The 23,051-nt window shown below is 70.3% G+C and carries 25 protein-coding genes; 9 read left to right on the top strand and 16 right to left on the bottom strand.

Annotated features, from left to right (window positions below; all coding sequences use genetic code 11):
* Nucleotides 1-23: 23 nt before the first annotated feature.
* The 9 genes from hemB to WFJ97_RS11925 all read right to left on the bottom strand — a co-directional run bounded on the left by hemB (nt 24) and on the right by WFJ97_RS11925 (nt 6,730).
* On the bottom strand, nt 24-1,001 hold the full coding sequence (gene hemB, locus WFJ97_RS11965; RefSeq protein WP_247633731.1) for a porphobilinogen synthase: 978 nt from the start codon (nt 999-1,001) through the stop codon (nt 24-26).
* Nucleotides 998-1,798 (bottom strand): uroporphyrinogen-III synthase, encoded by an 801-nt coding sequence (locus tag WFJ97_RS11960; protein WP_247957004.1) that lies wholly within the window; start codon nt 1,796-1,798, stop codon nt 998-1,000. Before WFJ97_RS11960 ends, hemB begins: the two co-directional genes overlap by 4 nt.
* Nucleotides 1,798-2,790, bottom strand: a complete 993-nt coding sequence (hemC, locus tag WFJ97_RS11955; RefSeq protein ID WP_247957005.1) for a hydroxymethylbilane synthase — start codon at nt 2,788-2,790, stop codon at nt 1,798-1,800. The genes WFJ97_RS11960 and hemC overlap by 1 nt, the downstream gene beginning before the upstream one ends.
* A gap of 7 nt (nt 2,791-2,797) precedes the next feature.
* Nucleotides 2,798-3,475 carry a hydrogen peroxide-dependent heme synthase gene (hemQ, locus tag WFJ97_RS11950; RefSeq protein ID WP_247624411.1) on the bottom strand — a complete coding sequence of 226 codons (678 nt, stop codon included), beginning with the start codon at nt 3,473-3,475 and terminating at the stop codon, nt 2,798-2,800.
* A 103-nt stretch (nt 3,476-3,578) separates the two neighbouring features.
* A complete protein-coding gene (locus WFJ97_RS11945; RefSeq protein WP_247624410.1) occupies nt 3,579-3,848 on the bottom strand; it encodes a hypothetical protein in 270 nt (89 codons plus the stop codon).
* Entirely contained in the window at nt 3,835-4,245 is a 411-nt protein-coding gene (locus WFJ97_RS11940; RefSeq protein WP_247633729.1) for a phage holin family protein, read from the bottom strand. Before WFJ97_RS11940 ends, WFJ97_RS11945 begins: the two co-directional genes overlap by 14 nt.
* Before the next feature lie 2 nt (nt 4,246-4,247).
* Nucleotides 4,248-4,724 (bottom strand): hypothetical protein, encoded by a 477-nt coding sequence (locus WFJ97_RS11935; protein WP_336641637.1) that lies wholly within the window; start codon nt 4,722-4,724, stop codon nt 4,248-4,250.
* A gap of 124 nt (nt 4,725-4,848) precedes the next feature.
* Nucleotides 4,849-6,366, bottom strand: a complete 1,518-nt coding sequence (gene hemG, locus WFJ97_RS11930; protein WP_336641636.1) for a protoporphyrinogen oxidase — start codon at nt 6,364-6,366, stop codon at nt 4,849-4,851.
* A gap of 25 nt (nt 6,367-6,391) precedes the next feature.
* Complete coding sequence (locus WFJ97_RS11925) at nt 6,392-6,730, bottom strand: metalloregulator ArsR/SmtB family transcription factor (RefSeq protein ID WP_247624406.1); 339 nt, start codon at nt 6,728-6,730, stop codon at nt 6,392-6,394.
* Between the two features lie 65 nt (nt 6,731-6,795).
* Here WFJ97_RS11925 and WFJ97_RS11920 point away from each other — a divergent pair, with 65 nt between their 5' ends.
* Complete coding sequence (locus tag WFJ97_RS11920) at nt 6,796-7,704, top strand: NAD(P)H-binding protein (protein ID WP_336641635.1); 909 nt, start codon at nt 6,796-6,798, stop codon at nt 7,702-7,704.
* 72 nt (nt 7,705-7,776) lie between these two features.
* Here WFJ97_RS11920 and hemE read toward each other — a convergent pair whose 3' ends face one another.
* Entirely contained in the window at nt 7,777-8,805 is a 1,029-nt protein-coding gene (gene hemE, locus WFJ97_RS11915; RefSeq protein ID WP_336641634.1) for a uroporphyrinogen decarboxylase, read from the bottom strand.
* Nucleotides 8,806-8,888: 83 nt separating this feature from the next.
* Between hemE and WFJ97_RS11910 the strand changes: the two genes are divergently transcribed.
* The 4 genes from WFJ97_RS11910 to WFJ97_RS11895 all read left to right on the top strand — a co-directional run bounded on the left by WFJ97_RS11910 (nt 8,889) and on the right by WFJ97_RS11895 (nt 11,702).
* A complete protein-coding gene (locus tag WFJ97_RS11910) occupies nt 8,889-10,232 on the top strand; it encodes a glutamyl-tRNA reductase (RefSeq protein ID WP_336641633.1) in 1,344 nt (447 codons plus the stop codon).
* Between the two features lie 63 nt (nt 10,233-10,295).
* Nucleotides 10,296-10,868 carry an HhH-GPD-type base excision DNA repair protein gene (locus WFJ97_RS11905; RefSeq protein ID WP_247624402.1) on the top strand — a complete coding sequence of 191 codons (573 nt, stop codon included), beginning with the start codon at nt 10,296-10,298 and terminating at the stop codon, nt 10,866-10,868.
* A gap of 7 nt (nt 10,869-10,875) precedes the next feature.
* Nucleotides 10,876-11,280 (top strand): VOC family protein, encoded by a 405-nt coding sequence (locus WFJ97_RS11900; protein ID WP_247624401.1) that lies wholly within the window; start codon nt 10,876-10,878, stop codon nt 11,278-11,280.
* The gene (locus WFJ97_RS11895) at nt 11,277-11,702 is read left to right on the top strand and encodes a DUF1801 domain-containing protein (RefSeq protein ID WP_247624400.1); all 426 of its coding nucleotides are present in this window, start codon (nt 11,277-11,279) and stop codon (nt 11,700-11,702) included. Before WFJ97_RS11900 ends, WFJ97_RS11895 begins: the two co-directional genes overlap by 4 nt.
* Before the next feature lie 37 nt (nt 11,703-11,739).
* Here WFJ97_RS11895 and WFJ97_RS11890 read toward each other — a convergent pair whose 3' ends face one another.
* A complete protein-coding gene (locus WFJ97_RS11890; RefSeq protein WP_247624399.1) occupies nt 11,740-12,222 on the bottom strand; it encodes a hypothetical protein in 483 nt (160 codons plus the stop codon).
* Between the two features lie 137 nt (nt 12,223-12,359).
* Nucleotides 12,360-13,745 carry a glycine--tRNA ligase gene (locus tag WFJ97_RS11885; protein ID WP_247624398.1) on the bottom strand — a complete coding sequence of 462 codons (1,386 nt, stop codon included), beginning with the start codon at nt 13,743-13,745 and terminating at the stop codon, nt 12,360-12,362.
* A 135-nt stretch (nt 13,746-13,880) separates the two neighbouring features.
* Here WFJ97_RS11885 and WFJ97_RS11880 point away from each other — a divergent pair, with 135 nt between their 5' ends.
* The 3 genes from WFJ97_RS11880 to WFJ97_RS11870 all read left to right on the top strand — a co-directional run bounded on the left by WFJ97_RS11880 (nt 13,881) and on the right by WFJ97_RS11870 (nt 17,323).
* Complete coding sequence (locus WFJ97_RS11880) at nt 13,881-15,350, top strand: peptide MFS transporter (protein WP_336641632.1); 1,470 nt, start codon at nt 13,881-13,883, stop codon at nt 15,348-15,350.
* Between the two features lie 70 nt (nt 15,351-15,420).
* Nucleotides 15,421-15,834 carry a VOC family protein gene (locus WFJ97_RS11875; protein WP_336641631.1) on the top strand — a complete coding sequence of 138 codons (414 nt, stop codon included), beginning with the start codon at nt 15,421-15,423 and terminating at the stop codon, nt 15,832-15,834.
* A gap of 49 nt (nt 15,835-15,883) precedes the next feature.
* Nucleotides 15,884-17,323 (top strand): MFS transporter, encoded by a 1,440-nt coding sequence (locus WFJ97_RS11870; RefSeq protein ID WP_336641630.1) that lies wholly within the window; start codon nt 15,884-15,886, stop codon nt 17,321-17,323.
* 25 nt (nt 17,324-17,348) lie between these two features.
* Here WFJ97_RS11870 and WFJ97_RS11865 read toward each other — a convergent pair whose 3' ends face one another.
* The 4 genes from WFJ97_RS11865 to WFJ97_RS11850 all read right to left on the bottom strand — a co-directional run bounded on the left by WFJ97_RS11865 (nt 17,349) and on the right by WFJ97_RS11850 (nt 21,414).
* Nucleotides 17,349-17,744, bottom strand: a complete 396-nt coding sequence (locus tag WFJ97_RS11865) for a hypothetical protein (RefSeq protein WP_336641629.1) — start codon at nt 17,742-17,744, stop codon at nt 17,349-17,351.
* 32 nt (nt 17,745-17,776) lie between these two features.
* Nucleotides 17,777-18,712, bottom strand: a complete 936-nt coding sequence (locus tag WFJ97_RS11860; protein WP_336641628.1) for a serine hydrolase — start codon at nt 18,710-18,712, stop codon at nt 17,777-17,779.
* Nucleotides 18,713-18,823: 111 nt separating this feature from the next.
* Nucleotides 18,824-20,788 (bottom strand): M13 family metallopeptidase, encoded by a 1,965-nt coding sequence (locus WFJ97_RS11855; RefSeq protein ID WP_336641627.1) that lies wholly within the window; start codon nt 20,786-20,788, stop codon nt 18,824-18,826.
* Nucleotides 20,789-20,853: 65 nt separating this feature from the next.
* Nucleotides 20,854-21,414 carry a J-domain-containing protein gene (locus WFJ97_RS11850; RefSeq protein ID WP_247633717.1) on the bottom strand — a complete coding sequence of 187 codons (561 nt, stop codon included), beginning with the start codon at nt 21,412-21,414 and terminating at the stop codon, nt 20,854-20,856.
* A 217-nt stretch (nt 21,415-21,631) separates the two neighbouring features.
* Here WFJ97_RS11850 and WFJ97_RS11845 point away from each other — a divergent pair, with 217 nt between their 5' ends.
* On the top strand, nt 21,632-22,954 hold the full coding sequence (locus tag WFJ97_RS11845; RefSeq protein WP_336641626.1) for an MATE family efflux transporter: 1,323 nt from the start codon (nt 21,632-21,634) through the stop codon (nt 22,952-22,954).
* The last annotated feature ends 97 nt before the right edge of the window (nt 22,955-23,051 follow it).

Raw genomic sequence — 23,051 nt, 5'->3', positions numbered from 1 at the left:
TCTCGAAGTGCGGCGGCGACCGATCAGTCGCGCAGCCAGCGGGCGGCCTCGGTCGCCCAGTACGTCAGAACCGCGTCGGCACCGGCGCGCCGGATCGACAGCAGCGACTCGAGGATCGCCGCACGGCGGTCGATCCATCCGTTCGCGGCGGCGGCCTCGATCATCGCGTACTCGCCGGACACCTGGTATGCCCACACCGGAATATGCACGGTGTCTCGCACCTCGCGCAGAACGTCGAGGAAGGCCATCGCCGGCTTGACCATGACGATGTCGGCGCCCTCCTGCTCGTCGACCACGGCCTCGCGCACGCCCTCGCGACGGTTGCCGGGGTCGAGCTGGTAGGTGCGGCGGTCACCGGTGAGCTGCGAGTCGACCGCCTCGCGGAAGGGGCCGTAGAACGCGCTCGCGTACTTCGCCGCGTACGACATCAGGATCGTGCGCGTGAACCCCTCGGCGTCGAGCGCTCGGCGGATGGCGGCGACCTGGCCGTCCATCATGCCCGAGAGCCCGAGCAGCTGCGAACCGGCCCGCGCCTGGGCGAGAGCCATCGAGGTGTACCGCTCGAGGGTCGCGTCGTTGTCGACGGAACCGTCGGCGGCCAGCACGCCGCAGTGTCCGTGATCGGTGAACTCGTCGAGGCACAGGTCGGTCTGCACGACGAGGGCGTCGCCCACCTCGGCTGCCAGCGCCTCGGTCGCGAGATTGAGGATGCCGTGGGGAGCGTCTGCACCGGAGCCGCGGGCATCGCGCACCGCAGGAACGCCGAAGAGCATGACGCCACCGACGCCGGCCTCGGCCGCCTCGACCGCCGCGGCGCGCAGCGAGTCCATCGAGTGCTGGACGACACCGGGCATCGATCCGATCGGCGCGGGGTCGGTGAGCCCTTCGCGCACGAACATCGGCAGCACGAGCTGCTGCGGCTGGAGGCTGGTCTCGCGCACGAGCTGGCGGACGGCCGGCGACTGGCGCAGTCGACGCAGGCGCACCTCGGGGAAGCTCACGGCGTGAACTCGTCGGCCGAGTGCGGGAGGGTGAAGTGCGAGACCGCGTCGATGAGCGCGTCGACCGTCTGGCGATCCGCGACCACCGAGACCGACAGTCCGGCGTTGCGGGCATCGCGCGCCGTGCGCGGACCGATCGCCGCGAGCAACGTGTCATCGGGGATCTCGGGGAACTGCTCGCGCACCTGCTCGGCGACCGAACCGCTCGTGATGAGGATCGCGTTGATGCGACCGTTCTCGACGTCGCGCTTGATTCGATCCGTCACCGGTACGCCGACCGTGCGGTACGCCACCACGCTGTCGACGTCGTGACCCGCCTCGGTGAGCAGCACGCTCAGCACCGGCTTCGCGATCTCGCTGCGGAGAGCGAGGATGCGGCGCGGTGCGGTCTCGAGCGAGATCATCTGCTGCGCCATGCCCTCGGCGGAGTTGTCCTGCGTGGGCACCAGCGCGACCTCGTACCCGACGGCCTGCAGCGCCGCCGCGGTGGTCTCGCCGACCGCCGCGATGCGCGTGGTGGTCGGCACCACCGCACGGTGCGCGAAGAGCACGTCGACCGTGGTCGCGCTCGTCACCGTGAGCCAGTCGTAGGCGCCGGCGGCGAGCTGCTCCAGGGCGACGTCGAGGGCCGCCTGGTCGGTCGTGGGGGCGAAGTTGATGAGGGGCGCGACGACGGGGACCGCTCCCTGCAGGCGCAGGCTCGCGGCGACGCCGTCGCCCCACGGGCCTCCGCGGGGGACGAGGATCCGCCAGCCGTCTAGAGGCTTGTCGTGCTTCGATTCGGGTGTCGTGGTCATCAGGATTGCTCTCGGGGGACGAGTTCGGCCGCCCCTTGTTCGAGCAGCCGACGGGCGACAGCCAATCCCAGCGATCGAACGGCCTGGATCGGATCTGCACCATCGGCAGCATCCGCATCATTGCCACTGCCGTTCCGTTGAATATACCCCTCGTTCAGGGGTTCGGTGACGTCGAGCCCGATCCGGCGACCGCCATCGGCCGCGTACACGACCGTCCTGACGCGGATCTCGTCGCCTTCGACGACCGCATGCGCGGCCATGGGGGCTTGACATCCGGCGTCCAGACCCTCGAGGATCGCGCGCTCCAGCGTGATCGCGAGGCGGGTGGGCGCATCGTCGAGGACGGCGAGCGCCTCACGCAGCTCGGCCGGGGCATCCGTCGTCGTCTCCACGGCCAGGGCTCCCTGGCCGGGCGCGGTCGGCCACTCGCTCAGCCCCAGCTCCTCCCGGTGCAGCGGCGAGTCGGTGCCGAGCCGCGAGAGCCCCGCGGCCGCGAGGATGACGGCATCCAGCTCGCCGGATGCGACGCGCGCGAGACGCGAGTCGACGTTGCCGCGCAGGTCGACGACCGTCGAGTGCGGGGCCCGGCGACGCACCTGGGCGATGCGGCGGGGCGACCCCGTGCCGACAGTGCTGCCGGCGCGCAGCTCGTGCAGCGGAGTACCGCCGCGAGTGATGGCGACATCGCGCGCGTCTTCGCGGACGGGCGTCGCCGCGATGACGAGGCCCTCGGGGACCGCGGTGGGCAGGTCCTTGAGCGAGTGCACCAGGAAGTCGCACTCCCCCGCGAGCAGCGCCTCGCGCAGACGCGTGGCGAAGATGCCCTGCCCGCCGATCTCCGACAGCGAGGCGCGATTGGTGTCGCCCTCGGACGTGATCGGGACGAGCACGACGGGGCGGCCGACGACCTTCTCGAGGGCGGCGGCGACGTGACCGGACTGGGCCTGCGCGAGAGCGCTGCGGCGAGTACCGAGGCGGATCGGGGAGCTCACGGCGGGCCTACTGCAGCACGTCCGCGATCTCGTCGAAGCGGAGCCTGCGCCCCGTGTAGAAGGGCACCTCCTCCTTCACGAACAGACGCGCCTCGGTGTAGCGGAGGTCGCGCATCATGTCGACGAGATCGGTGATGTCGTCGGCCTCCATCGGGAGGATCCACTCGTAGTCGCCGAGGGCGAACGCGGCGACGGTGTTCGCGACGACGCCGGTGAACGCGGCGCCCTTGCGGCCGTGGTCGGCGAGCATCGCGCGACGGTCGGCCTCGGGTGCCAGGTACCACTCGGGCGTGCGCACGAACGGGTAGAGGCAGAGCCAGTCCTTGGGCTCGACCCCCCGGAGGAAGCCGGGCACGTGCGAGCGGTTGAACTCGGCGTCGCGGTGCACGCCCATCACGTTCCAGACGGGCAGGAGCGAGCGCAGCAGCTCGGTGCGGCGCAGACGACGCAGCGCCTTCTGCAGTTCTTCGGCGGTGTCGCCGTGCAGCCACACCATGAGGTCGGCGTCGGCCTTGAGGCCCGAGACGTCGTAGAAGCCGCGGACCGTGACCCCGGAGTCCTCGACGTACGAGACGATCGTCTCGAGTTCGGTCGAGTCGGACTCGGTGACGGGCACATCGGGATTGCGTCGCCACACGGCCCAGAGGGTGAAGCCGGACGGGTTCTCTGCGCTCTCATCGGACATGGTCCCAGTCTGCCCCTTTTGTCGGACGGCTGCGAATGCGGCCGAGCGTGCAAAAACGCGACGCCCCGGAAGCGGAGTTCCGGGGCGTCGCGAAAAGAAGTGGTCAGCGCGAGATCGCCCGGGCGATCACCCAGACGGCGCTGCCGACGACGGCCGCCGCACCCACGGCGATCGCGATCGCGCCCGCGGGGTTGCGCTCGGAGAACAGTCGCAGACGCACGGCCGCGCGCTTCGAGGCCTTGTCGAGACGACGCGGCACGTTGCCCTTGATCTCGATCGCGGCGAGCGCCGCCTTGAGCTCTGCCCGCGCCGAGGCGACGGGGTCGACGATGCCGCCGGGGACGGCGGTGATCGGCAGGTCAGAATTCGTCATTGTCGCCGGCCTCCTTCACGATGCGAACGTCTGTGGCGACGGCCTGCGCGGGGTTCTCCCGGCGCAGCACCTTGCGGAACTTGAGAAGGCCGAGCAGCGCGAAGAACAGCACGGCCAGGATCAGGATGCCGAACACCGCCAGCGCCGAGAGCCACACGGGCCACCACGAGGCGATGCCCGCGATGGCGAAGACCAGCAGCACCGGGATCGCCCAGAACAGGAAGAACAGGGCGACGACGAACCAGACGGCGCCGAAGCCCGCGTCCTTCGCGGTGCGCGAGACCCACGCCTTGGCGGCGTTGATCTCGGCCTTGACGAGGTTCGAGACGAGTTCGGGGAGGTCGCCGATCAGCGACAGGAAGCTGTCATCGGCGCGGTCGCGATAGCCGCGGGGCATGGTCAGTTCCCGGTCTTCTTCGCGGCGGGCTTGCGCGTCGCCGGCTTCTTGGCGGCGGGCTTGCGAGCGGCTCCGGTCGAGGCCGATGAGTTCGCGGAGGACGTCTTCGACGAAGAGGTCTTCGACGTCGACGACTTCTCGGCCTCCTCGACGCGGTCCTTCACCTCTTCGGCGGCATCCTCGAGGTCTTCGGCGACGTCCTTGCCCGCGGCGATCACCGAGTCGAGCTTCTGCCCGGGCGTGCCGTCGCTGCCGACCGACTTCACGACCTTGACGGCGCCGTTCCAGAGGGCGCCCGGAACCGCGGCGGCCTTCTGGCCCACGAAGTCCTTCACCTGCTCGACGCGCTCCTGCACGGGGTCGAGATGCCAGACCTTGAGCCACTGCGTCTTGATCTGCTCGTAGCGCTCGCGTCCGGCGCGCGTTCCGAGGACGTATCCCACGCCGATTCCGACGACGAGTCCGATCTTCCCCTTCATGGGGTCTCCTCACGTTGTTCCGGTCGAGCCGCAGGCGTTCGATCCCCGTCGGCCAGGTACCCAGCGTAACCCCATATGCCGATTTCGGCATTGAGAGGGCAGGGGGTTGACAGGCGCGAGGCGCTCACTCCCAGATCAGGGTGCGGCGCAGGCGGTCTGTTTCCTCGGTCGCATCGGGGATCACCTGCGCGAGACCCGTACCCGCGAGCCAGGCGCCGACCGCCGCGAGGCCAGGAACGGCCTGCACGGCGGAGCGTGCCGCCGCACGACGTTCCGCCGATCCGATCACCGATGCCGGCTGCGCCTGCACGTAGCGCGCACGGTGCGCGGCCACCAGCGCGGACGGTGCCAGATCGACGCCCAGAAGAGCGGATGCCTCGCGCAGCGCGAGGTCCGACGCAGCCCCGTCGTCGAGCCCTGCCGTGGCCGCCGGCTCGCCCTGCGCACCGAACGACACCCGCACGACGTGACGACCACCGGCCGCCCGGCGCACCCACTCCCACTTCGCGGTGGAGTGCGTGAGCGCCTTGGCGACGTGGCTGCCGGGCACCGTCAGCACACCCGTACCGCGCGGCGCCGCATCGAGCGCCGGAGCGTCGAGGAGCAGGGTGACGATCTCGATCTCGGGTGCCGGTACGTCGTCGGTCGGCATGAGTGCGGGCACGGCGTCGGCGAGCAGCGCACGCGCGGTGCGCTCGTCGACGGCGACGACGACGGCATCCGCCTGCCACCCCTCCGCGACCGCGACGACCTCGTCATCGGAGTCCGCGGCGTCTTCGGGCGCGGCTTCGGATGCCGGATCGACGGGCGCATCGGCGACGACGATCCAGCCGTCTCCGTCGCGGGCGATCGCGCGGACGGGCGATGCCGTGCGCACCTCGACACGGAAGTTCTCGAGGTCGGCGAGCAGGGCATCGACGAGGACGGTCATCCCGCCGTCGAGTCCCTCGACCGCGGCGCCCGGCTTCTTCGCGGCGGCGCGGGCCGCCCCCTCGTCGCGCAGCGCGGCCACCGCACCCGACAACGAACCGGTGCGCGTGAGCGCGGCGTTGAGCCCCGGTGCGGCGATCTCGACATCGATATCGGAGGGGGAAGCGGAATACACCCCCGTGGTCACGGGAGCGACGAGGCGGTCGCGCACCTTGTCGCCCATGCGCGTCGAGACGAGCTTGCCGAGGCTGTGCTCGTGGCCGATGGTCAGCGGCGGACGCACCCGATCGAGGTACGCCCTCCAGGCGCCCGACCAGCCGATGATGCGGCGCACGTCGTCCTGGAACGGGTTGGCGGGGATGCCGAGCAGCCCGCCGACGGGGAGCGGTGCGGCGCCGATGCCCGGGACCCCGGCGAGCCAGGCTCCTCCGGGAGCGGGTGCGACGACGCGGTCGTCGATGCCGAGCTCGGCGAGGAGCGCACGCACGTGTCCGCCGCGGGTCGCGAAGCTCTCGGCCCCCGCGTCGAGGGCCACCCCGTCGAGCTCGGCCCGACGGATCGCGCCGCCCACGGCATCTGACGCCTCGAGCACCGTCACGCGCATGCCGACCTTGGCGCACTCACGGGCGGCGATGAGACCGCCGATCCCACCGCCGATCACGACGACGTGCTTCTCGGCGGCGCGGGCGGCGAGTTCGGAGGGCTCGGTCATGCCTTCCATCCTCGCATCGCCCCGCTCAGGCCTCGGCCGGGGATAACCCCTCGTCGGCGCCCCCGCGCTTGCGTATCTCTCGCAGAACGATCTGCTCGGGGCACACCGTCGAGAGGAAGTCGCCGACCGAGAGGGCGAGGCGCTCACCGACCAGCGAGTACAGGATGCGGTTGGCGTCGCGACGCTCGGTCACGAGCCCGGCCTGCCGCAGCACCGCGAGATGACGGGAGATCGTCGGACCGCTCGATGAGAACTTCGCGGCGATCTCGCCGGCCGCCAGCTCGCCCTCTTTCAGGTCCTGCAGGATCTGCCGCCGGGTGGGGTGCGCCAGCGCGGCGAAGATGTCGGTCGCGCTATCTGTCATGTTTGCAATATAGCACCCTTGCTAGATAGCATTTAGCCGTAGAGCTAATGAGCGAAGGAGCAGTCATGAGAGTGGCCATCACCGGAGGCACCGGATTCGTCGGGCGTCACCTCGCCGAGCGCCTCGGCCCCGAAGCATCCGTCGTCGTGTCCCGACGCACCGGCGTCGCGCTCGACGATGTCGACGCGCTCACCGCAGCCTTCGCCGGATGCGATGCGGTCGCGCACTGCGCCGGCATCAACCGCGAGATCGGCGACCAGACGTTCCAGGGCGTGCACGTCGAGGGCACACGCGCCGTCGTCGAAGCCGCTCGTCGCGCCGGTGTGAAGCGCATCGTGATGGTGAGTTTCCTTCGCGCCCGGCCCGAGTGCGGCTCGGGCTACCACGAGTCCAAGTGGGAGGCCGAAGAGATCATCCGCTCCTCCGGCATCGACCACACCATCCTCAAGTCCGGCATGATCTACGGTCGCGGCGACCACATGGTCGACCACGTGTCGCGCGCCGTGCGCACGCTGCCCTTCTTCTGGACCGTCGGGTTCCGCGAGCGCCGCGCCCGCCCCGTGCCCGTCGAGGACGCGGTCGACCTGCTCGTCGCCGCTCTCGAAGGGCGCATCGCCGAGCCCACAATCGCGGTCATGGGTGCCGACGAGGTCACACTCGGCGAGGCACTGCGCCGCATCGCTCGGGTCGACGAGCGCAGCCCTCTCTTCTTCCCCGTGCCGCTGTGGACGATCCGCGTGCTTGCCCAACTGACCGAGTGGACGATGGTCACCCCTCTGGTGGCGAAGGCGCAGGCCCGGATGCTGGCCGAAGGCGTGACCGAGCCGGCTCCCTACGCGCCCGAGGCTCCCGAGGAGTTCCGACCGCGGCGCGCGTTCAGCGACGAGCGCATCCGCGCCGCGCTCCCGGACGGTCCGTTCACGCTCGACGATCTGCGGGCGGTGCGCTGGCTGCGGGCGCGGCGGGGCGCCTGAGCGCGTGAGGGGTCACGACACGCCGCGCGCGAGACCGCCGGCGCGGGGTGTCTTGACCCTTCGCGGCATCCGTCAGTCGCGCTGCGCGTGCACCAGCTCGACGATGCGCGTGAGCTGATCGGGGTCGGTCTCGGGTGGCACGCCGTGGCCGAGGTTGACGATGTGCGCCCGAGCGGTGCGGCCCCTCCGCAGCACGTCGAGCACGTGCGCCTCGAGCACCGGCCACGGGGCCGACAGCAGCGCGGGATCGATGTTGCCCTGCACCGTCGTGTCGGGGCCGAGGATCGCGGCCGCCTCGTCGAGCGGCTGCCGCCAGTCGACGCCCACACCATCGGCCGCACCGTCGAGACGCATGTCGGCGAGGAAGGGTCCGGTGCCGACGCCGAAGTGGATGGTCGGCAGCCCGATGCCCTCGAGCGCGGTCTTCGAGTGCGGGCGCACGAAGGTGCGGTAGTCGGCGGGGCTCAGACCGCCCGCCCACGAGTCGAAGAGCTGCACGACGGATGCCCCGGCGTCGCGCTGCGCCGAGAGGAAGACCCGCGACACCTGCGCCAGCCATCCGGCGAGGCGGTTCCACGAGTCGGGGTCGGCGTGCATCATGGCTCGCGCGCGCAGATGCTCCTTCGACGGGCCGCCCTCGACGAGGTAGGCCGCGAGGGTGAAGGGCGCTCCGGCGAAGCCGATCAGCGGGGTGTCGCCGAGTTCGGCGACGGTGAGGCGCACGGCCTCGGAGATCGCGGTCGAGTCGAGCGAGGCGGGATCGATCGCCGTGATGCGGTCGACGTCGGATGCCGTGCGCACCGGGCTCGCGAACACCGGTCCACGCCCCGGTTCGATCTCGACCTCGACTCCGGCCAGGCGCAGCGGGATGACGATGTCGCTGAAGAAGACGGCCGCGTCGACGCCGTGGCGGCGCACCGGCTGCAGCGTGATCTCGGCGGCGAGGTCGGGAGTGAGGCAGGCGTCGAGCATCCGCGTGCCCACCCGCAGCTCGCGGTACTCGGGCAGCGACCTGCCGGCCTGGCGCATGAACCACACGGGGGTCTGAGCGGGGCGTTCGCCCGCGAGGGCGCGCAGGAGCGGAGCGTCGGAGAGGGCCATGCCTCCATCCTCGCATCCGCCCCCGATGCGGATGCTGTGGGCCCGGCGACCTCGGCGTCGGGAGCCTCCGGTACAATCGAAGGGTGCTGCTGTGTGTCACGGCGAGTCACAAGACCGCCAGCTTCGATCTGCTCGAACGCCTGAGCCGCACCCCCGACGACGTCGCCCCCACTCTCGTGGGCATGACGCCGTGCGTGCAGGGTGCGGTCGTTCTCGCGACGTGCAATCGCTTCGAGGCGTACGTGGAAATGGACGAACCCGTCACTGCAGCCGGCGCGATCGGCGTCGAGGCCGTGCTCGAAGCGGTCGAGGCCGCGACCGGCGTTCCCGCCGATGAACTCGACGGCGCCTACACCGTGCACTCGGGCCGCCGCGTCGCCGAGCACCTCTTCTCCGTGGCCTCCGGTCTCGAATCCGTCGTCTCCGGCGAGGGCGAGATCGCCGGCCAGGTGCGCCGCGCACTCAAGTCCGCCCGCAAGGAGGGCACGACCTCCCCCGAGCTCGAGCGCCTGTTCCAGCGCGCCAGCCAGGCGCAGCGCAAGGTCAAGAACGTCACGGCCCTCGGCCGCGCGGGCCGCTCGCTGGTGCGCCTCGCCCTCGAGCTCGCCGACTCCCGCATCGCCGACTGGTCGGCCGAGCGCGTACTGCTCGTCGGCACCGGTGCCTACGCCGCCGTCACGCTCGCCACGCTCCGCGAGCGCGGCGCCGTCGACATCTCCGTCTACTCGCCGTCGGGTCGCGCCGAGATCTTCGCCGCGAAGCACGGCATCCGTCCCGTCGCCGAAGCCGACTACGCGCGCACCGCCGCCCGGTCGAGCCTGCTGATCACGTGCACCACCGCCACCGAGCCGGTGCTCGGGCCGCAGCATCTGCAGGCGCCCGCCGGACTCGCCGCGGCCGCTGCCGCGGGCTGCCCCGTCTCCCCTTCGACAGGCTCAGGGACCCAGCGTGGACAGCTGGTCGTCGACCTCGGCATGCCCCGCAACGTCGACCCGGCCGTCGCCACCCTCGAGGGTGTCGCGCTGCTCGACCTCGAGACCATCCGCCTGCACGCTCCGCTCGAAGAGCTGCAGGCCACGGATGCCGCGCGCACCGTCGTTCGCGAGGCCGCGGACACCTTCCACGTCGTGGGCGCCCGCCAGAGCGTGACTCCGTCGGTGATCGCCCTGCGCTCGCACATCTTCTCGCTGCTCGACTCGGAGATCGCCCGCGCCCGCGCGCGCGGCGACGAGGACGGCAAGATCGAGCAGGCACTGCGCCACCTCGCCGGCGTGCTGCTGCACGAGCCGACGACCCGTGCGCACGAGCTCGCCGCCGCCGGCCGCGCCGACGACTTCGCCGCGGCCCTCGAGACGCTCTACGGCCTCTCGCCCGAGCAGCCCGCCGTCTCGGCCATCGACCCGCTCGACGACGCCGCCTCCGCCTGACGCCGGGGGCGGGTACCCATCGCCCAGCGCCCCACAGGAACCGCCCGATGCGAGAATGAACGCATGGCCCTTCACATCACCGGAGACACCGCCGCCGACGCTCTCCTGACCGACAACCCGCTCGCCCTCCTGGTCGGGATGCTGCTGGATCAGCAGGTGCCGATGGAGACCGCGTTCGCGGGTCCGTTGAAGATCGAGCAGCGCACGGGCGCGACGGATGCCTCGGCGATCGCGAGCATGGACCCCGAGGAGTTCCTCGAGGCGTTCAAGACGACGCCCGCGGTGCACCGCTTCCCGGGGTCGATGGCGACGCGCGTGCAGACGCTGTGCCAGACGATCGTCGACGACTGGGGCGGAGACGCCGCCGCCCTCTGGACGCAGGGCGAGCCGAACGGCGCCGAGGTGCTCAAGCGCCTGAAGGCGCTGCCGGGCTTCGGCGAGCAGAAGGCGAAGATCTTCCTGGCGCTGCTGGGCAAGCAGTACGGATTCACCGGCGCCGGTTGGCGCGAGGCCGCGGGCGACTACGGCGTCGACGGCTCGTTCCGCAGCGTCGCCGACATCGTCTCGCCCGAATCCCTGACGAAGGTGCGCGAGCACAAGAAGGCGATGAAGGCCGCCGCGAAGGCCGAGAAGTAGGCCGACCGTGCCCGCCGCACTCCGCATCGAGCTCTTCCCGAGAGACCTCGACCGGGCGCTCGCGTTCTACGTCGACGTTCTGGGATTCGAACTCGTGCAAGACGACCGGGGCCTCGCGAACCCGTATGCGGCGGTGCGCCGCGATGCGGTGCGGATCGGTCTGCTCGCCTCTCCGAACGCGATCGGCGACCGCCGCCCTCCGCTGGGCGTCGAGATCGTTATCGAGGTCGATGACGTTGCCGCGGAGCGCGAGCGGGTTGCGGCATCCGGAGTCGGGCTGGTCGATGACCTGCAGCGTCGGGCGTGGGGGCTGACCGACTTCCGCCTGCTCGACCCCGACGGGCACTTCCTGCGAATCACGGATCGCGCTGCGGCGCACGAACCCGCAGCCTCTGAAGGAGAGCCATCGTGAAGCCCACCGGCCACGACGTCGCGGGCCTGATCGCCCGGTCCTCCCCCGCGAAGCGCCGGAGGGATGCCGAGACGCTGACCGCCCTCATGCAGGAGATCACCGGCCGCGAGCCCGCGACCTGGGGCACGATCATCGGTTTCGGGTCGTGCCACTACCGGTATCCGACCGGCACCGAGGGCGACTCCGGGCTGCTGGCCTTCGCGCCGCGCAAGGCGGCGACGACGATCTACCTGCTCGACGGCGTCGCCGCGCACGAGGAGGCCCTGGCGGCACTCGGCCCGCACACCACCGGCGCCGGATGCCTCTACATCACCGACCTCGAGGAGATCGACCTCGACGTGCTCCGGGGCGTGCTCGAACGCTCGCTCGCCTGGGTCGAGGCGGGTGGCACCCCCGAGATGCAGCTCACCGTCACGGGCTGACGCCGCGGCATCCGCTCGTTCCGGCACGGCGCGGCGCTCAGCGCAGCACTTCGACCAGTGCCACCCACGACACGACGATCGCCGAGACGATCGCGAGCAGGCATCCGGCGGCGGCGAGGTACAGCCCCGACGGATGTCCCACCCCCACCAGCACGCCGGCGACGAGATACGCGGCCAGGGGCAGGAAGCCGATCAGATACTTGAGCGGCCGCGCGCGGTCGGCCGGGTTCGGGTCGCCCGCGATGAGCCGCGTCACGTTCACCTGGAACACCGACATCAGCAGTGTCGCCACGACGATGAGCACGCCGTACCAGGTGAGGTCGAGGCCGGGAACGAGCCCGATCGCCGACACGGCGAGCGCGAGCACGAGCGCCGCGATGCCCGCGAGAAGACGTGCGGTGAGCGTGCGCGACTTCACGATCTCGGCGATGTTGACGCTCGCGGCGACGATCACGAGGCCGGCCAGGGCCGCGGTCGCGCCCGCCATCGCGACGTTGAACTCGCTCCACTCCTCGATCATGCGGTCAGCATAGCCCCGCGCCGAACCACCCCTCCAGAGACGAAACACCCCTCTGCGAACGGTGCGCAGAGGGGTGTGTCGGGCGAAGATGGGTGGCTCTGCATCCGCCCTGGATCAAGAAGAACGGATGCCGCGGCTCACGCGCCCTTCAGGCGCTCGGCCAGGTACTCGTGCAGCTCGTCGATCGAGACGCGCTCCTGCGCCATGGTGTCGCGGTCGCGCACGGTGACGGCGCGGTCGTCGAGCGAGTCGAAGTCGACCGTGACGCAGAACGGGGTGCCGATCTCGTCCTGGCGACGGTAGCGGCGGCCGATCGCGCCGGCGTCGTCGAAGTCGACCGCCCACGAGCTGCGCAGCGTGTCGGCGACCTCGCGGGCGAGCGGCGAGAGACGCTCGTTGCGCGACAACGGCAGCACCGCGGCCTTGACCGGCGCGAGGCGCGGGTCGAGCTTGAGCACGGTGCGCACGTCGGTGCCGCCCTTGGCGTTGGGCACCTCTTCTTCGCGGTACGCGTCGACGAGGAACGCCATCATGGCCCGCGTCAGACCGAACGACGGCTCGATCACGAACGGCGTGTAGCGCTCACCGGTCGCCTGGTCGAAGTAGGTCAGGCTCTGGCCCGAGGCCTCGCTGTGGCTCGACAGGTCGTAGTCGGTGCGGTTGGCGACACCCATGAGCTCGCCCCACTCCTTGCCCGCGAACCCGAACTTGTACTCGACGTCGATCGTGCCCGCCGAGTAGTGCGCACGGTCGTCTTCGGGCACGTCGAACTGGCGCATGTTCTCGGGATCGATGCCGAGGTCGATGAACCAGTTCCAGCAGGCTTCGACCCAGTGCTCGAACCACTCCTGCGCATCGGCCGGCGGCGTGAAGAACTCGATCTCCATCTGCTCGAACTCACGGGTGCGGAAGATGAAGTTACCGGGGGTGATCTCGTTGCGGAACGCCTTGCCGACCTGGCCGATGCCGAACGGCGGCTTCTTGCGGCTGGCGGTGAGCACGTTCGAGAAGTTCACGAAGATGCCCTGCGCGGTCTCGGGGCGCAGGTAGTAGAGACCCGACTCGTCGTCGACGACGCCGAGGTAGGTCTTCACGAGACCCGAGAACGACTTGGGCTCGGTGTACTGACCCTTGGTGCCGCAGTTCGGGCAGGGGATGTCGGTGAGACCGTTCTCGGCCTTGCGGCCCTTGCGCGCCTCGAAGTCCTCGATGAGGGTGTCGGCACGGAAGCGCTTGTGGCAGTGGAGGCACTCGACCAGCGGGTCGGTGAAGGTGGCGACGTGGCCGGAGGCCTCCCACACGCGCTTGGGCAGGATGATGCTCGAGTCGAGGCCGACCATGTCGCCGCGACCGCGCACGAACGTCTGCCACCACTGGCGGCGGATGTTCTCCTTGAGCTCCGTGCCGAGGGGGCCGTAGTCCCAGGCCGAGCGCGAACCGCCGTAGATCTCACCCGCTTGGAACACGAACCCGCGGTGGCGGGCGAGGGCGATGACCTTGTCGAGGCGGGACTGTTCGGCCATGGTGGCTCCAATGGTCGGATGCGAGTGGGATGCGGCACGCGGATGCCGCGGCATCCCCATTCTATCTGCGGGTTTGCGCGAGGTCGGAGCCTTCTGCCCCTCGTGCGCACAGGCCTCGAGGACTACCGTCTAACCATGAGTTCGACCGCCCAGACCCGCCCGCCCCGCGACGAGAACACCCGCTTCTTCGGGCAACCGTGGGCGCTCGTGCACGTGTTCGGCGTGGAGATGTGGGAGCGGTTCAGCTTCTACGGCATGCAGGGCATCCTGCTCATCTACCTGTACTACTCCGTGACCGAGGGCGGCCTCGGCATCCCGCAGGCGGTCGCCGGCGGAATCGTCGGCGCGTATGGCGGCTCGGTATACCTGTCGACCATCCTCGGCGCCTGGCTCGCTGATCGTCTCTTCGGCTCGGAGCGCGTGCTCTTCGTCAGCGCGATGGTCATCGTCGCCGGGCACCTCGCCCTCGCCCTGCTGCCGGGGCTGCTCGGCGTCGGGGTCGGCCTGATCCTGGTGGCGCTCGGCTCGGGCGGGCTCAAGGCCAACGCGACCTCGGTGGTCGGCACCCTCTACGCCCCGGAGGACGTGCGCCGGGATGCCGGCTTCTCGCTCTTCTACCTCGGCATCAACCTGGGCGCGTTCCTGGGGCCCATCCTCACCGGCATCCTGCAGTCGACCCTCGGGTTCCACTACGGATTCGGGTTGGCGGCGATCGGCATGACGCTGGGTCTCGTGCAGTACGCCTTCGGCCGCCGCGCCCTGCCCGACGAGGCGCGGCGCGTGCCGAACCCGCTGCCCGCGGCGCGCTATCCGATGGTCGCCGTCGTCGGCCTCGCCGCCGTCGCCGTCATCGTCGTGCTGGTGCTGCTCGGCGTCATCCGCGCCGACAACCTCGCGCCGATCGTGATCGGTGTGACCGTCGCCGCCGCGATCGCGTACTTCGCGGTGATCCTCTCGAGCCGCCGCATCGACGCCACCGAGCGCTCGCGCGTGTGGGGCTTCCTGCCGTTGTTCGTCACGAGCGTCGCCTTCTGGTCGCTCTACCAGCAGCAGTTCACCGTACTCACGGTCTACTCCGACGAGCGTCTGAACCGCGACCTCTTCGGCTGGGAGATGCCGGTCTCGTGGGTGCAGTCCATCAACCCCGTCTTCATCATCATCCTGTCGGGCGTCTTCGCCGCGATCTGGACCCGCCTCGGCAAGCGCCAGCCGTCGACGCCGGCGAAGTTCGGTCTCAGCGCGATCATCATGGGAGTCGCTTTCCTGCTGTTCCTCCCGTTCGCGGGCGGCGGGCCGAACTCCACGCCGCTGCTGGCCATCGTCGGCATCCTGTTCGTGTTTACCGTTGCGGAGCTGCTGCTGTCGCCCGTCGGCCTGTCGGTGACGACGAAGCTCGCCCCGAAGGTCTTCCACACGCAGATGGTGGCGCTGTTCTTCCTCTCTATCGCGCTCGGCACGGCGATCTCGGGCTGGCTCGTCGGGTTCTACAACCCCGACGACGAGGTTCCGTACTTCTCGATCCTGGGCGGCATCGCGATCCTCGTCGGCATCGGACTGCTGCTGTCGATCAAGCCGGTGCTGAAGCTCATGAAGGACGTGCGCTGACGCGCGGGCTTCCGGATGCCGGGCGCAGACGCCGTTCCGGATGTCGGATGCCGGTGACAGACTCGCCTGCATGGAACAACGCGTCAGCTTCATCACTCTCGCCGTGTCCGACCTCGCGCGCACCCGCGCCTTCTACGTCGACGGACTCGGATGGGAACCGATGTTCTCGGGCGACGATGTGCTGATGCTCCCGATCGGCGAGCGGCTCATGCTGTCGCTGTGGTCGATCGAGGGCTTCACCGCCGAGATCGGCGAGGCCCCGGCATCCGGCGTCGCCCCGATCACGCTCGCCCACAACCTCGCCACCCCGGCCGAGGTCGACGCGGTGCTCGCCGAGGTCGCGCTGCTGGGTGTGCCGGTGAGCGCGGGGCGCGAACGCGAGTGGGGCGGGTACTCCGGGTATTTCTCCGACCCCGACGGCTTCCGCTGGGAGGTCGCGGTCAACCCGGGTGAGACGGGTGATTTCGTGTTGCCGCCGCGATAAGCGGCTCTCGACGACCCTCGCCCCTCTCGGACGCCGATAGCCTGAGTCGGTGGGAGCGAACGACGACAAGGCCAGACGACGACTCTCACGGAACACCCCGCGGTGGGCGATCGTCGCAGTGCTCGCGTTCGCGGGCCTGTGCTCGTCGTTCATGTTCACCCTCGTGGTGCCGCTGCAGGCCGAGCTTCCGGCGCTGCTGGACTCGTCGCGTGAAGACACCACCTGGGTCGTCACGATCACGCTGCTCGTCGCCGCCGTCGCAACGCCGATCTCGGGTCGCCTCGGCGACATGTACGGCAAGCGCCGCGTGGCGATCGTTCTGCTCGCACTGCTGATCGTCGGGTCGCTGATCGCCGCCCTGTCGGGCTCGATCATCGGGGTGATCATCGGGCGCGGACTGCAGGGTGCGGTCACGGGTGTGGTGCCGCTGGGCATCGCGATCATGCGCGACGTGCTCCCTCCCGAGCGCCTCGGCACCGCGGTCGCCCTCATGAGTGCGACGATGGGCGTGGGCGGCGCGCTCGGCATGCCGATCGCCGCGTACCTCGCGGTGAACGCCGACTGGCACGCCCTGTTCTGGCTCGCCGCCGCCCTCGGCGCGGTGGGGCTGCTGCTCATCTTCTTCGTCGTCCCCGAAGACGTGCTCCGCTCCCCCGGTCGTCTCGACGTGATCGGTGCGATCGGACTCGCGATCGGCCTGACCGGCATCCTGCTCTTCGTGTCGCGCGGCGCGGAGTGGGGCTGGACGTCGCTCCCGACCCTCGCCTGCATCATCGGCGGAGTCGTCGTGCTGCTGGTCTGGGGCTGGTATCAGCTGCGCACGACCGATCCCCTGCTCGACCTGCGCGTCGCCGCGCGCCCCGCCGTGCTCTTCACGAACATCGCCGCGATCGGCATGGGCTTCGCGCTCTTCGCCTCGAACGTGACCTTCCCGCAGATGCTCGAGATGCCCGCCGGCACCGGCGCCGGGTTCGGCCTCGACATGATCTCGGCCTCGCTCGTGGTCATGCCGGCCGGTCTCGTGATGATGGTGATCTCGCCGCTGTCGGGTTGGCTCGAGCGCACCGTCGGTCCCCGCCCGCTCTTCACGGTGGGTGCCGCGGCGATCGTGCTCGCCTACGTCTTCGTGCTGCTGTTGTCGAGCGAGGTGTGGCACATCCTCGTCGGCAACCTGCTCATCGGCGTCGGCATCGGATTCACCTTCGCAGCGATGCCGATGATCATCATGCGCTCGGTTCCGGCGAACGAGACCGGCGCCTCCAACGGCCTCAACGCGCTCTTCCGCTCGGTGGGCACGTCGAGCGCCTCGGCCGTCATGGGCGGGGTGCTCGCGGCGATGAGCATCGACGTCGACGGCGTCGCGGTGCCGACGCACGATGCGTTCCAGGTGTGCTTCTGGTTGGCGATCGCCGCCGGCATCGTGGCCCTCGTGCTGTCGCTCTTCATCCCGAAGCAGCGCGCCGCCGAACAGCATCCGTCGCTGCCCTGAGCGGGCTTCTGTCCGGGGGAGCCGGTCAGAGGGTGCGCGGATCGGGGTCGTCGGCGCGGGGCGGGCGCAGGCGGCTCGGGATCGGCCACGGCAGCTCGAACCGCTCGGTCGGCGGACGGGTGACGTCGCCGAAGTCGTCGACCTTCACCACGATGCGTCCCGGCACGGCGCCTCGATCGGGGGTCACTTCGACGATGCGCACCCGCCGCGGGCGCTCGGCTTCGCCGTCGAGCATCCACGGATCGGCGAGCCAGGCGATGCCCCGCTCTTCGAGGGCGGCCTCGGCGTCGAGCCAGTCGGTGGGAGCGGATGCCGGGCGCCCGAGCACATCGACGGCCAGCCAGTCGTCGCCCGCCGGGTGGATCCAGCCGAGCAGCTCGCCGTCGTCACGGCGGTGCGGGGTCCAGTCGGGTCGGGTCATCCGACGAGCCTAGCGAGGGGCCCTTCGCGGGGTCAGTGCGTGTACTCCATGAGTTCGACTCCGAGCACCCGGAACGCATCGTGGGCGCGCAGCCGGTGGGTGATCGAGAGGTCGTCGAAGCAGACGATGAGCGAGTAGGCCACCCCTGCGCGGGGGCCGGCGAGCACGCCCGCCTCGGCGCGCACGCCGCGGTCGCGCCCGGTCTTGTTGACGAAGAGGAGGCCGTGCGCGTCGTGGTCGTGCGCGAACGGATCGAGACCGGTGGATGCTGCGACCAGGCTCAGATCCTGGTTGAGGCTGAGCCACTCCGACACGCGGGCGCTGACCGCTGCGTCGACGACGGCGGAGTTGACGAGGGCCGAGAAGAGACCCGCGAGCTCGCGGGTGGAGCCGACGGCCACCTGGGGGGCATCATCGGGGCCGCGCTTGTCACGGAACCGGTCGAGCACGGCCGTGCGTCGCAGCCCGAGCGCCTCGATGCGTCCGCGCACCCGGTCGTGGCCGACCTTGCGGAGCAGGGCGTTGACGGCGATCGGGTCTCCCGCGGTGGCAGCGAGCACGGCGAGATCTTCGAGCGGCAGCGCCGGGGCGTGCAGGTGCCGCCACAGCCCGGAGGTCGAGACCTCGTCGACGCTCGATCGGTCGATGATCTCGAGCGGGTCGAGGGCGCCGCTCTCGAAGCCCGCCGCGACCTCGATCAGGAGCGGCACGACACCGAGTCCGGCCACCGGCATGGTGACGTGGTCGTCGCCCGCGAGCACATGCACGTGGCTGTCGAGATCGACGACGTGCACCGAGACCTGGGCTCCGGAATCGACCAGATTCTCGAGTGCGCCGAGCGTCGCGGTGAAGGAGCGTCGGCCGACGGCTGCGCGCCGGGGACTGCGCCTGCTGGGGCGCTGCGAGCGACGCAGCAACGCGTTCGAGCCGTCGACAGGCTCGGGAATCGAGGGTTGGGGGGAGCCCACGCGTGATCCTTACCGGGGGGATGGATGGCGGGATGCCGAGGGGCTCGTCCCCCGCGGCAGGGCTATCGTAACCCCGCCGCGTGGGACGGCCTCACAGACTCCGGTGATTAGTCACCAGATCGTCACGCGTGCGTCTTCTGCGAGCCACAGAGCGTCGCCGGAGGTCACGTCGAACGCCTCGTAGAAGGCGTCGATGTTGCGCACGATCTGGTTGCAACGGAACTCGTTGGGCGAGTGCGGGTCGATCGTGAGCAGCCGCAGCGTCTCGGCCTCGCGGCTCTTCTGCTGCCACACCTGCGCCCACGACAGCAGCAGGCGCTGCACACCCGTGAGCCCGTCGATCACGGGTGCCTCGGCCCCGTTCAGCGAGAGCTCGTAGGCCTTCAGCGCGATGCCGAGACCGCCGAGGTCGCCGATGTTCTCACCGATCGTGAGAGCGCCGTTGACGTGGTGCTCGGCATCGAGCCCCTCGGGCACCAGTGCGTCGTACTGCGCGATGAGGGCCTTGGTGCGCTCCTCGAACGCCGAGCGGTCGGCATCCGTCCACCAGTCCTCGAGGCGACCGTCGCCGTCGTAACGGCTGCCCTGGTCGTCGAAGCCGTGCCCGATCTCGTGACCGATCACGGCGCCGATCCCGCCGTAGTTGGCGGCCGCGTCGCGGGACGCGTCGAAGAACGGGTACTGCAGGATCGCGGCCGGGAACACGATCTCGTTCATCGACGGGTTGTAGTAGGCGTTGACCATCTGCGGCGGCATGTGCCACTCGGTGCGGTCGATGGGCTTGCCGACCTTGTCGATGTTGCGGTCGTGCTCGAAGGTCGAGGCCCGGCGCACGTTGCCGAAGAGGTCGTCGCGGTCGATCTCGAGGGTCGAGTAGTCGCGCCACACCTCGGGGTGCCCGATCTTCGGGGTGAAGGAGTCGAGCTTCGCGAGCGCACGCTCGCGCGTCTCGGCCGTCATCCACTCGAGCTCGGTGATGCTCTGCCGGTAGGCCTCGATGAGGTTCGCGACCAGCTCGTCCATCGCGGCCTTGGCCGTCGCCGGGTAGTGCCGCTCGACGTAAACCTTGCCGATCGCCTCGCCGAGGGCCCCTTCCGTGAGCGAGACGCCGCGCTTCCACCGCTCGCGGAGGGTGGGCACGCCGGTGAGCTGGGTGCCGTAGAAGGAGAAGTTCTCCTCGACCAGGTCGTCGGTGAGGTACGCCGCGGCGGCGTGCACGACCTTGGCGCGCAGCCACGCCTTCCAGTCGTCGAGGCGCTCGGCGACGAGCAGCGTGCCGAGGCCCTCGAAGAAGCTCGGCTGCGACACGACGACCTCATCGAAGGCACTCGGGTTCGACGGAGTGACCGCCTCGCGCCACGGCGTCAGATCGACCCCGGCGAGCTCCTGCAGCTCATTCCAGGTCTTGAGGTTGTAGGTGGCGACCGCGTCGCGGCTGCGCACGTTGTCCCAGTGGTGGCCGGCGAGCTCGGTCTCGAGCGCGATCGCACGATCGGCGTTCGCCGCGGCATCCGTGATTCCCGCCAGCGCCAGCAGGCGCTCGAGGTGCGCGCGATACGCCGCACGCGTCTCGGCGAAGGTGTCGAGACGGAAGTAGCTCTCGTCGGGGAGCGACAGCCCGGCCTGCACCAGCACCGGCACGTAGCGCTCGGGGTTGCCGGGATCGCCGTCGACGTAGAGCCCGATCACGGCGGCGCGGCCGTCGCGGTCGTAGGCACCGACGGTGCGCAGGAAGGAGGCGACATCGTCGATCGCGTCGATCTCGGCCAGGGTCTCGGCGAGGGGCGCCGTGCCGGCGGCGGCGATGCGCTCGGTGTCCATGAAGCTCGCGAAGAGGTCGCCGATCTTGCGCGCGAGGGTGCCGGGCTCGGCATCCTGCGACTCCTCGATGATGGCTCGAACGTCTTTCTCCGCCTGCTCGGCGAGCAGGTGGAACGAACCCCAGCGAGCCTTGTCGCCGGGGATCTCGGTGCGGTCGAGCCATGCGCCGTTGACGTGGCGATAGAGGTCGTCCTGCGGGCGGATGTCGGAGCTGAACTCGTCGAGGGCAAGGCCCGAAGGAAGCGCATCAGTCATACGCTCCACCCTAGGACGCACCCCCGACATCGTGTCCAGGGCAGGTGCGATTCCGTCACACCGCGTCAGCGTCTGCGCAGTCCGAATCGCCGTCGCCTCGGGGTCTCGGAGGCATTCGCCGCGGCAGCCGCCGCCCGCTCGGCACGGCGTCGCGCCCACGCCTCGACCTCGACCTCCACGTCGCGTGGCTCGGTGACGACGGGCGGTCCGCCCTGGAGCTGCCGACGCGCCTCGCGCACGCGACGGTTGAAGTCCTCGAGCACGGAGCGCACGTCGGCTTCTCGCCCGAGCAGATCGAGCTCGGCATCCAATCCACGATCCTCCGTGCGCAGCAGCAGCGCGGGCGGTCCGAGACCGGTGAGGTTCTCGGTCTCGATCTTCCGGCGGATCCACCAATCGGGATCGTGATGGTCGCCGAGCCCTTCGAGTGGCTTGCCGGCGCCAGGCAGATCGTCGAAGTCGCCGCGCCGGATGGCGACCTGAATCGCCGTCTCGATGAAGGCGGCGCGATCGACGGCCGCGGCGATGCCCGGCGCCGCGCCCTCCTCGTCGTCGATCTCGTGACCGTGGCGACGCGCCTGCTGCCGCGCCCGATAGCGTGCGGCCTCCTCGCGGGGATCCGTCATGGCGCTCCGATCTGCTGCATCCGATCTCTCCCAGCCTACGACCGGCATCCGCCCGGGTCGCGGGATCGTCACGACCGCACGTTGGGGAGGAGATCTCCCGCGACGCAGGATGCTTCGGCGATAGCGATCCTCCGTTCCGTGAGTTCTCCTCCGTCACGCGCGCGGATCGCCCCCGACCGGGCGTCACCATGTCGGCAGCGGCCAATAGGCTCGGAGGATGACCGCGCGCCGCTCCCTCAACCGAGAGATCCTGCGCCTCGCCGTCCCCGCGCTCGGTGCGCTGATCGCCGAGCCGGCGTTCCTCATCGTCGACGCCGCTCTCATCGGCCACCTCGGCACGACGCCCCTCGCCGGCCTCGGCATCGCCGGCGCCGTGCTGCAGACGATCGTCGGCCTGATGGTGTTCCTCGCCTACTCCACGACGCCCGCCGTCGCCCGCCGTTTCGGGGCCGGACAGCCGGGAGAGGCGGTCAGCGTCGGCATCAACGGCATGTGGCTCGCGCTCGGACTCGGTGCGGTGCTCGCCGTGGTCGGCGCCGTGTCCTCCCCCTGGCTGGTGTCGCTCTTCGGCGCGAGCGAGGCGGTCTCCGCGCAGGCCAACGACTACCTCGTGATCTCGATGTGGGGCCTGCCGGCCATGCTCATCGTGTTCGCGGCCACGGGCCTGTTGCGCGGCCTCCAGAACACGATGACACCGCTCTGGATCGCGGGTCTCGGCTTCGGCGCGAACGCGCTGCTCAACGTGCTCTTCATCTACGGGCTCGGGTGGGGCATCGCCGGGTCCGCCGCGGGCACGGTCACGGCCCAGTGGGGCATGGTCGGCGCTTACGTACTGGTCGTGCGGCGCCTCGCCACGAAACACGACGCCTCGCTGCGGGCGCAGCGCGACGGTCTCACGAGCACCGCGAAGTCGGGCGGATGGCTGTTCCTGCGCACCGTGAGCCTGCGTGTCGCACTGCTCGCCACGGTCGCCGTCGCGACCGCGGTCGGCACCGACGAGCTGGCCGGTTGGCAGATCGTCTTCACGATCTTCTCGGCCGCCGCCTTCGCGCTCGACGCGCTCGCCATCGCCGCACAGGCTCTGATCGGCAAGGAGCTCGGTGCCGGTGACGAGCGGCAGGTGCAACGCGTGCTCGGGAGGACGGTCGCGTGGGGTGCCTGGTTCGGGGTGATCGTGGGCGGTGCGATCGCCGCACTCTCGGGCGTGCTGGGGATCGTCTTCACGGGCGATGCCGAGATCGCCGCCCTCGTGCAGCCCGCGCTGCTCGTGCTCGCGGTCGCGCAGCCGATCGCCGGCGTCGTGTTCGTGCTCGACGGCGTGCTCATGGGCGCGAACGACGCCCGGTACCTGGCGCTCGCGGGAGGGCTCACCCTGGTGCCGTTCCTGCCGACGCTGTGGATCATCTCGGCACTCGGCGTCGATGGATCCGCAGGACTCATCTGGCTGTCCGTCGCCTTCTTCGGCGTCTATCTGCTCGCACGACTCGCCACGCTCGGCTGGCGCGTGCGCTCCGGCCGATGGATGACGGCCGGCGTCTAGTCCTGCATATCTGTGTCGTTCGACGCGTTGTCCACAGCTCGCGTTCCGCGCGAAATCTCACCCCGACCCGGCCTGGCAGTCTGAAGCTCCGCGATCG

Source organism: Microbacterium sp. USHLN272 (assembly GCF_037149655.1).
Classification (GTDB): domain Bacteria; phylum Actinomycetota; class Actinomycetes; order Actinomycetales; family Microbacteriaceae; genus Microbacterium; species Microbacterium galbinum.
This window is presented reverse-complemented; position numbering and strand designations above follow the sequence as displayed.

Bases quoted from the DNA above. Each gene is read 5' to 3' on its own strand.
- WFJ97_RS11960 (WP_247957004.1), bottom strand. From the start codon at position 1,798: ATGACCACGACACCCGAATCGAAGCACGACAAGCCTCTAGACGGCTGG.
- hemQ (WP_247624411.1), bottom strand. From the start codon at position 3,475: ATGTCCGATGAGAGCGCAGAGAACCCGTCCGGCTTCACCCTCTGGGCC.
- WFJ97_RS11945 (WP_247624410.1), bottom strand. From the start codon at position 3,848: ATGACGAATTCTGACCTGCCGATCACCGCCGTCCCCGGCGGCATCGTC.
- WFJ97_RS11940 (WP_247633729.1), bottom strand. From the start codon at position 4,245: ATGCCCCGCGGCTATCGCGACCGCGCCGATGACAGCTTCCTGTCGCTG.
- WFJ97_RS11935 (WP_336641637.1), bottom strand. From the start codon at position 4,724: ATGAAGGGGAAGATCGGACTCGTCGTCGGAATCGGCGTGGGATACGTC.
- hemG (WP_336641636.1), bottom strand. From the start codon at position 6,366: ATGACCGAGCCCTCCGAACTCGCCGCCCGCGCCGCCGAGAAGCACGTC.
- WFJ97_RS11925 (WP_247624406.1), bottom strand. From the start codon at position 6,730: ATGACAGATAGCGCGACCGACATCTTCGCCGCGCTGGCGCACCCCACC.
- WFJ97_RS11920 (WP_336641635.1), top strand. From the start codon at position 6,796: ATGAGAGTGGCCATCACCGGAGGCACCGGATTCGTCGGGCGTCACCTC.
- hemE (WP_336641634.1), bottom strand. From the start codon at position 8,805: ATGGCCCTCTCCGACGCTCCGCTCCTGCGCGCCCTCGCGGGCGAACGC.
- WFJ97_RS11905 (WP_247624402.1), top strand. From the start codon at position 10,296: ATGGCCCTTCACATCACCGGAGACACCGCCGCCGACGCTCTCCTGACC.
- WFJ97_RS11890 (WP_247624399.1), bottom strand. From the start codon at position 12,222: ATGATCGAGGAGTGGAGCGAGTTCAACGTCGCGATGGCGGGCGCGACC.
- WFJ97_RS11885 (WP_247624398.1), bottom strand. From the start codon at position 13,745: ATGGCCGAACAGTCCCGCCTCGACAAGGTCATCGCCCTCGCCCGCCAC.
- WFJ97_RS11880 (WP_336641632.1), top strand. From the start codon at position 13,881: ATGAGTTCGACCGCCCAGACCCGCCCGCCCCGCGACGAGAACACCCGC.
- WFJ97_RS11875 (WP_336641631.1), top strand. From the start codon at position 15,421: ATGGAACAACGCGTCAGCTTCATCACTCTCGCCGTGTCCGACCTCGCG.
- WFJ97_RS11865 (WP_336641629.1), bottom strand. From the start codon at position 17,744: ATGACCCGACCCGACTGGACCCCGCACCGCCGTGACGACGGCGAGCTG.
- WFJ97_RS11855 (WP_336641627.1), bottom strand. From the start codon at position 20,788: ATGACTGATGCGCTTCCTTCGGGCCTTGCCCTCGACGAGTTCAGCTCC.
- WFJ97_RS11850 (WP_247633717.1), bottom strand. From the start codon at position 21,414: ATGACGGATCCCCGCGAGGAGGCCGCACGCTATCGGGCGCGGCAGCAG.
- WFJ97_RS11845 (WP_336641626.1), top strand. From the start codon at position 21,632: ATGACCGCGCGCCGCTCCCTCAACCGAGAGATCCTGCGCCTCGCCGTC.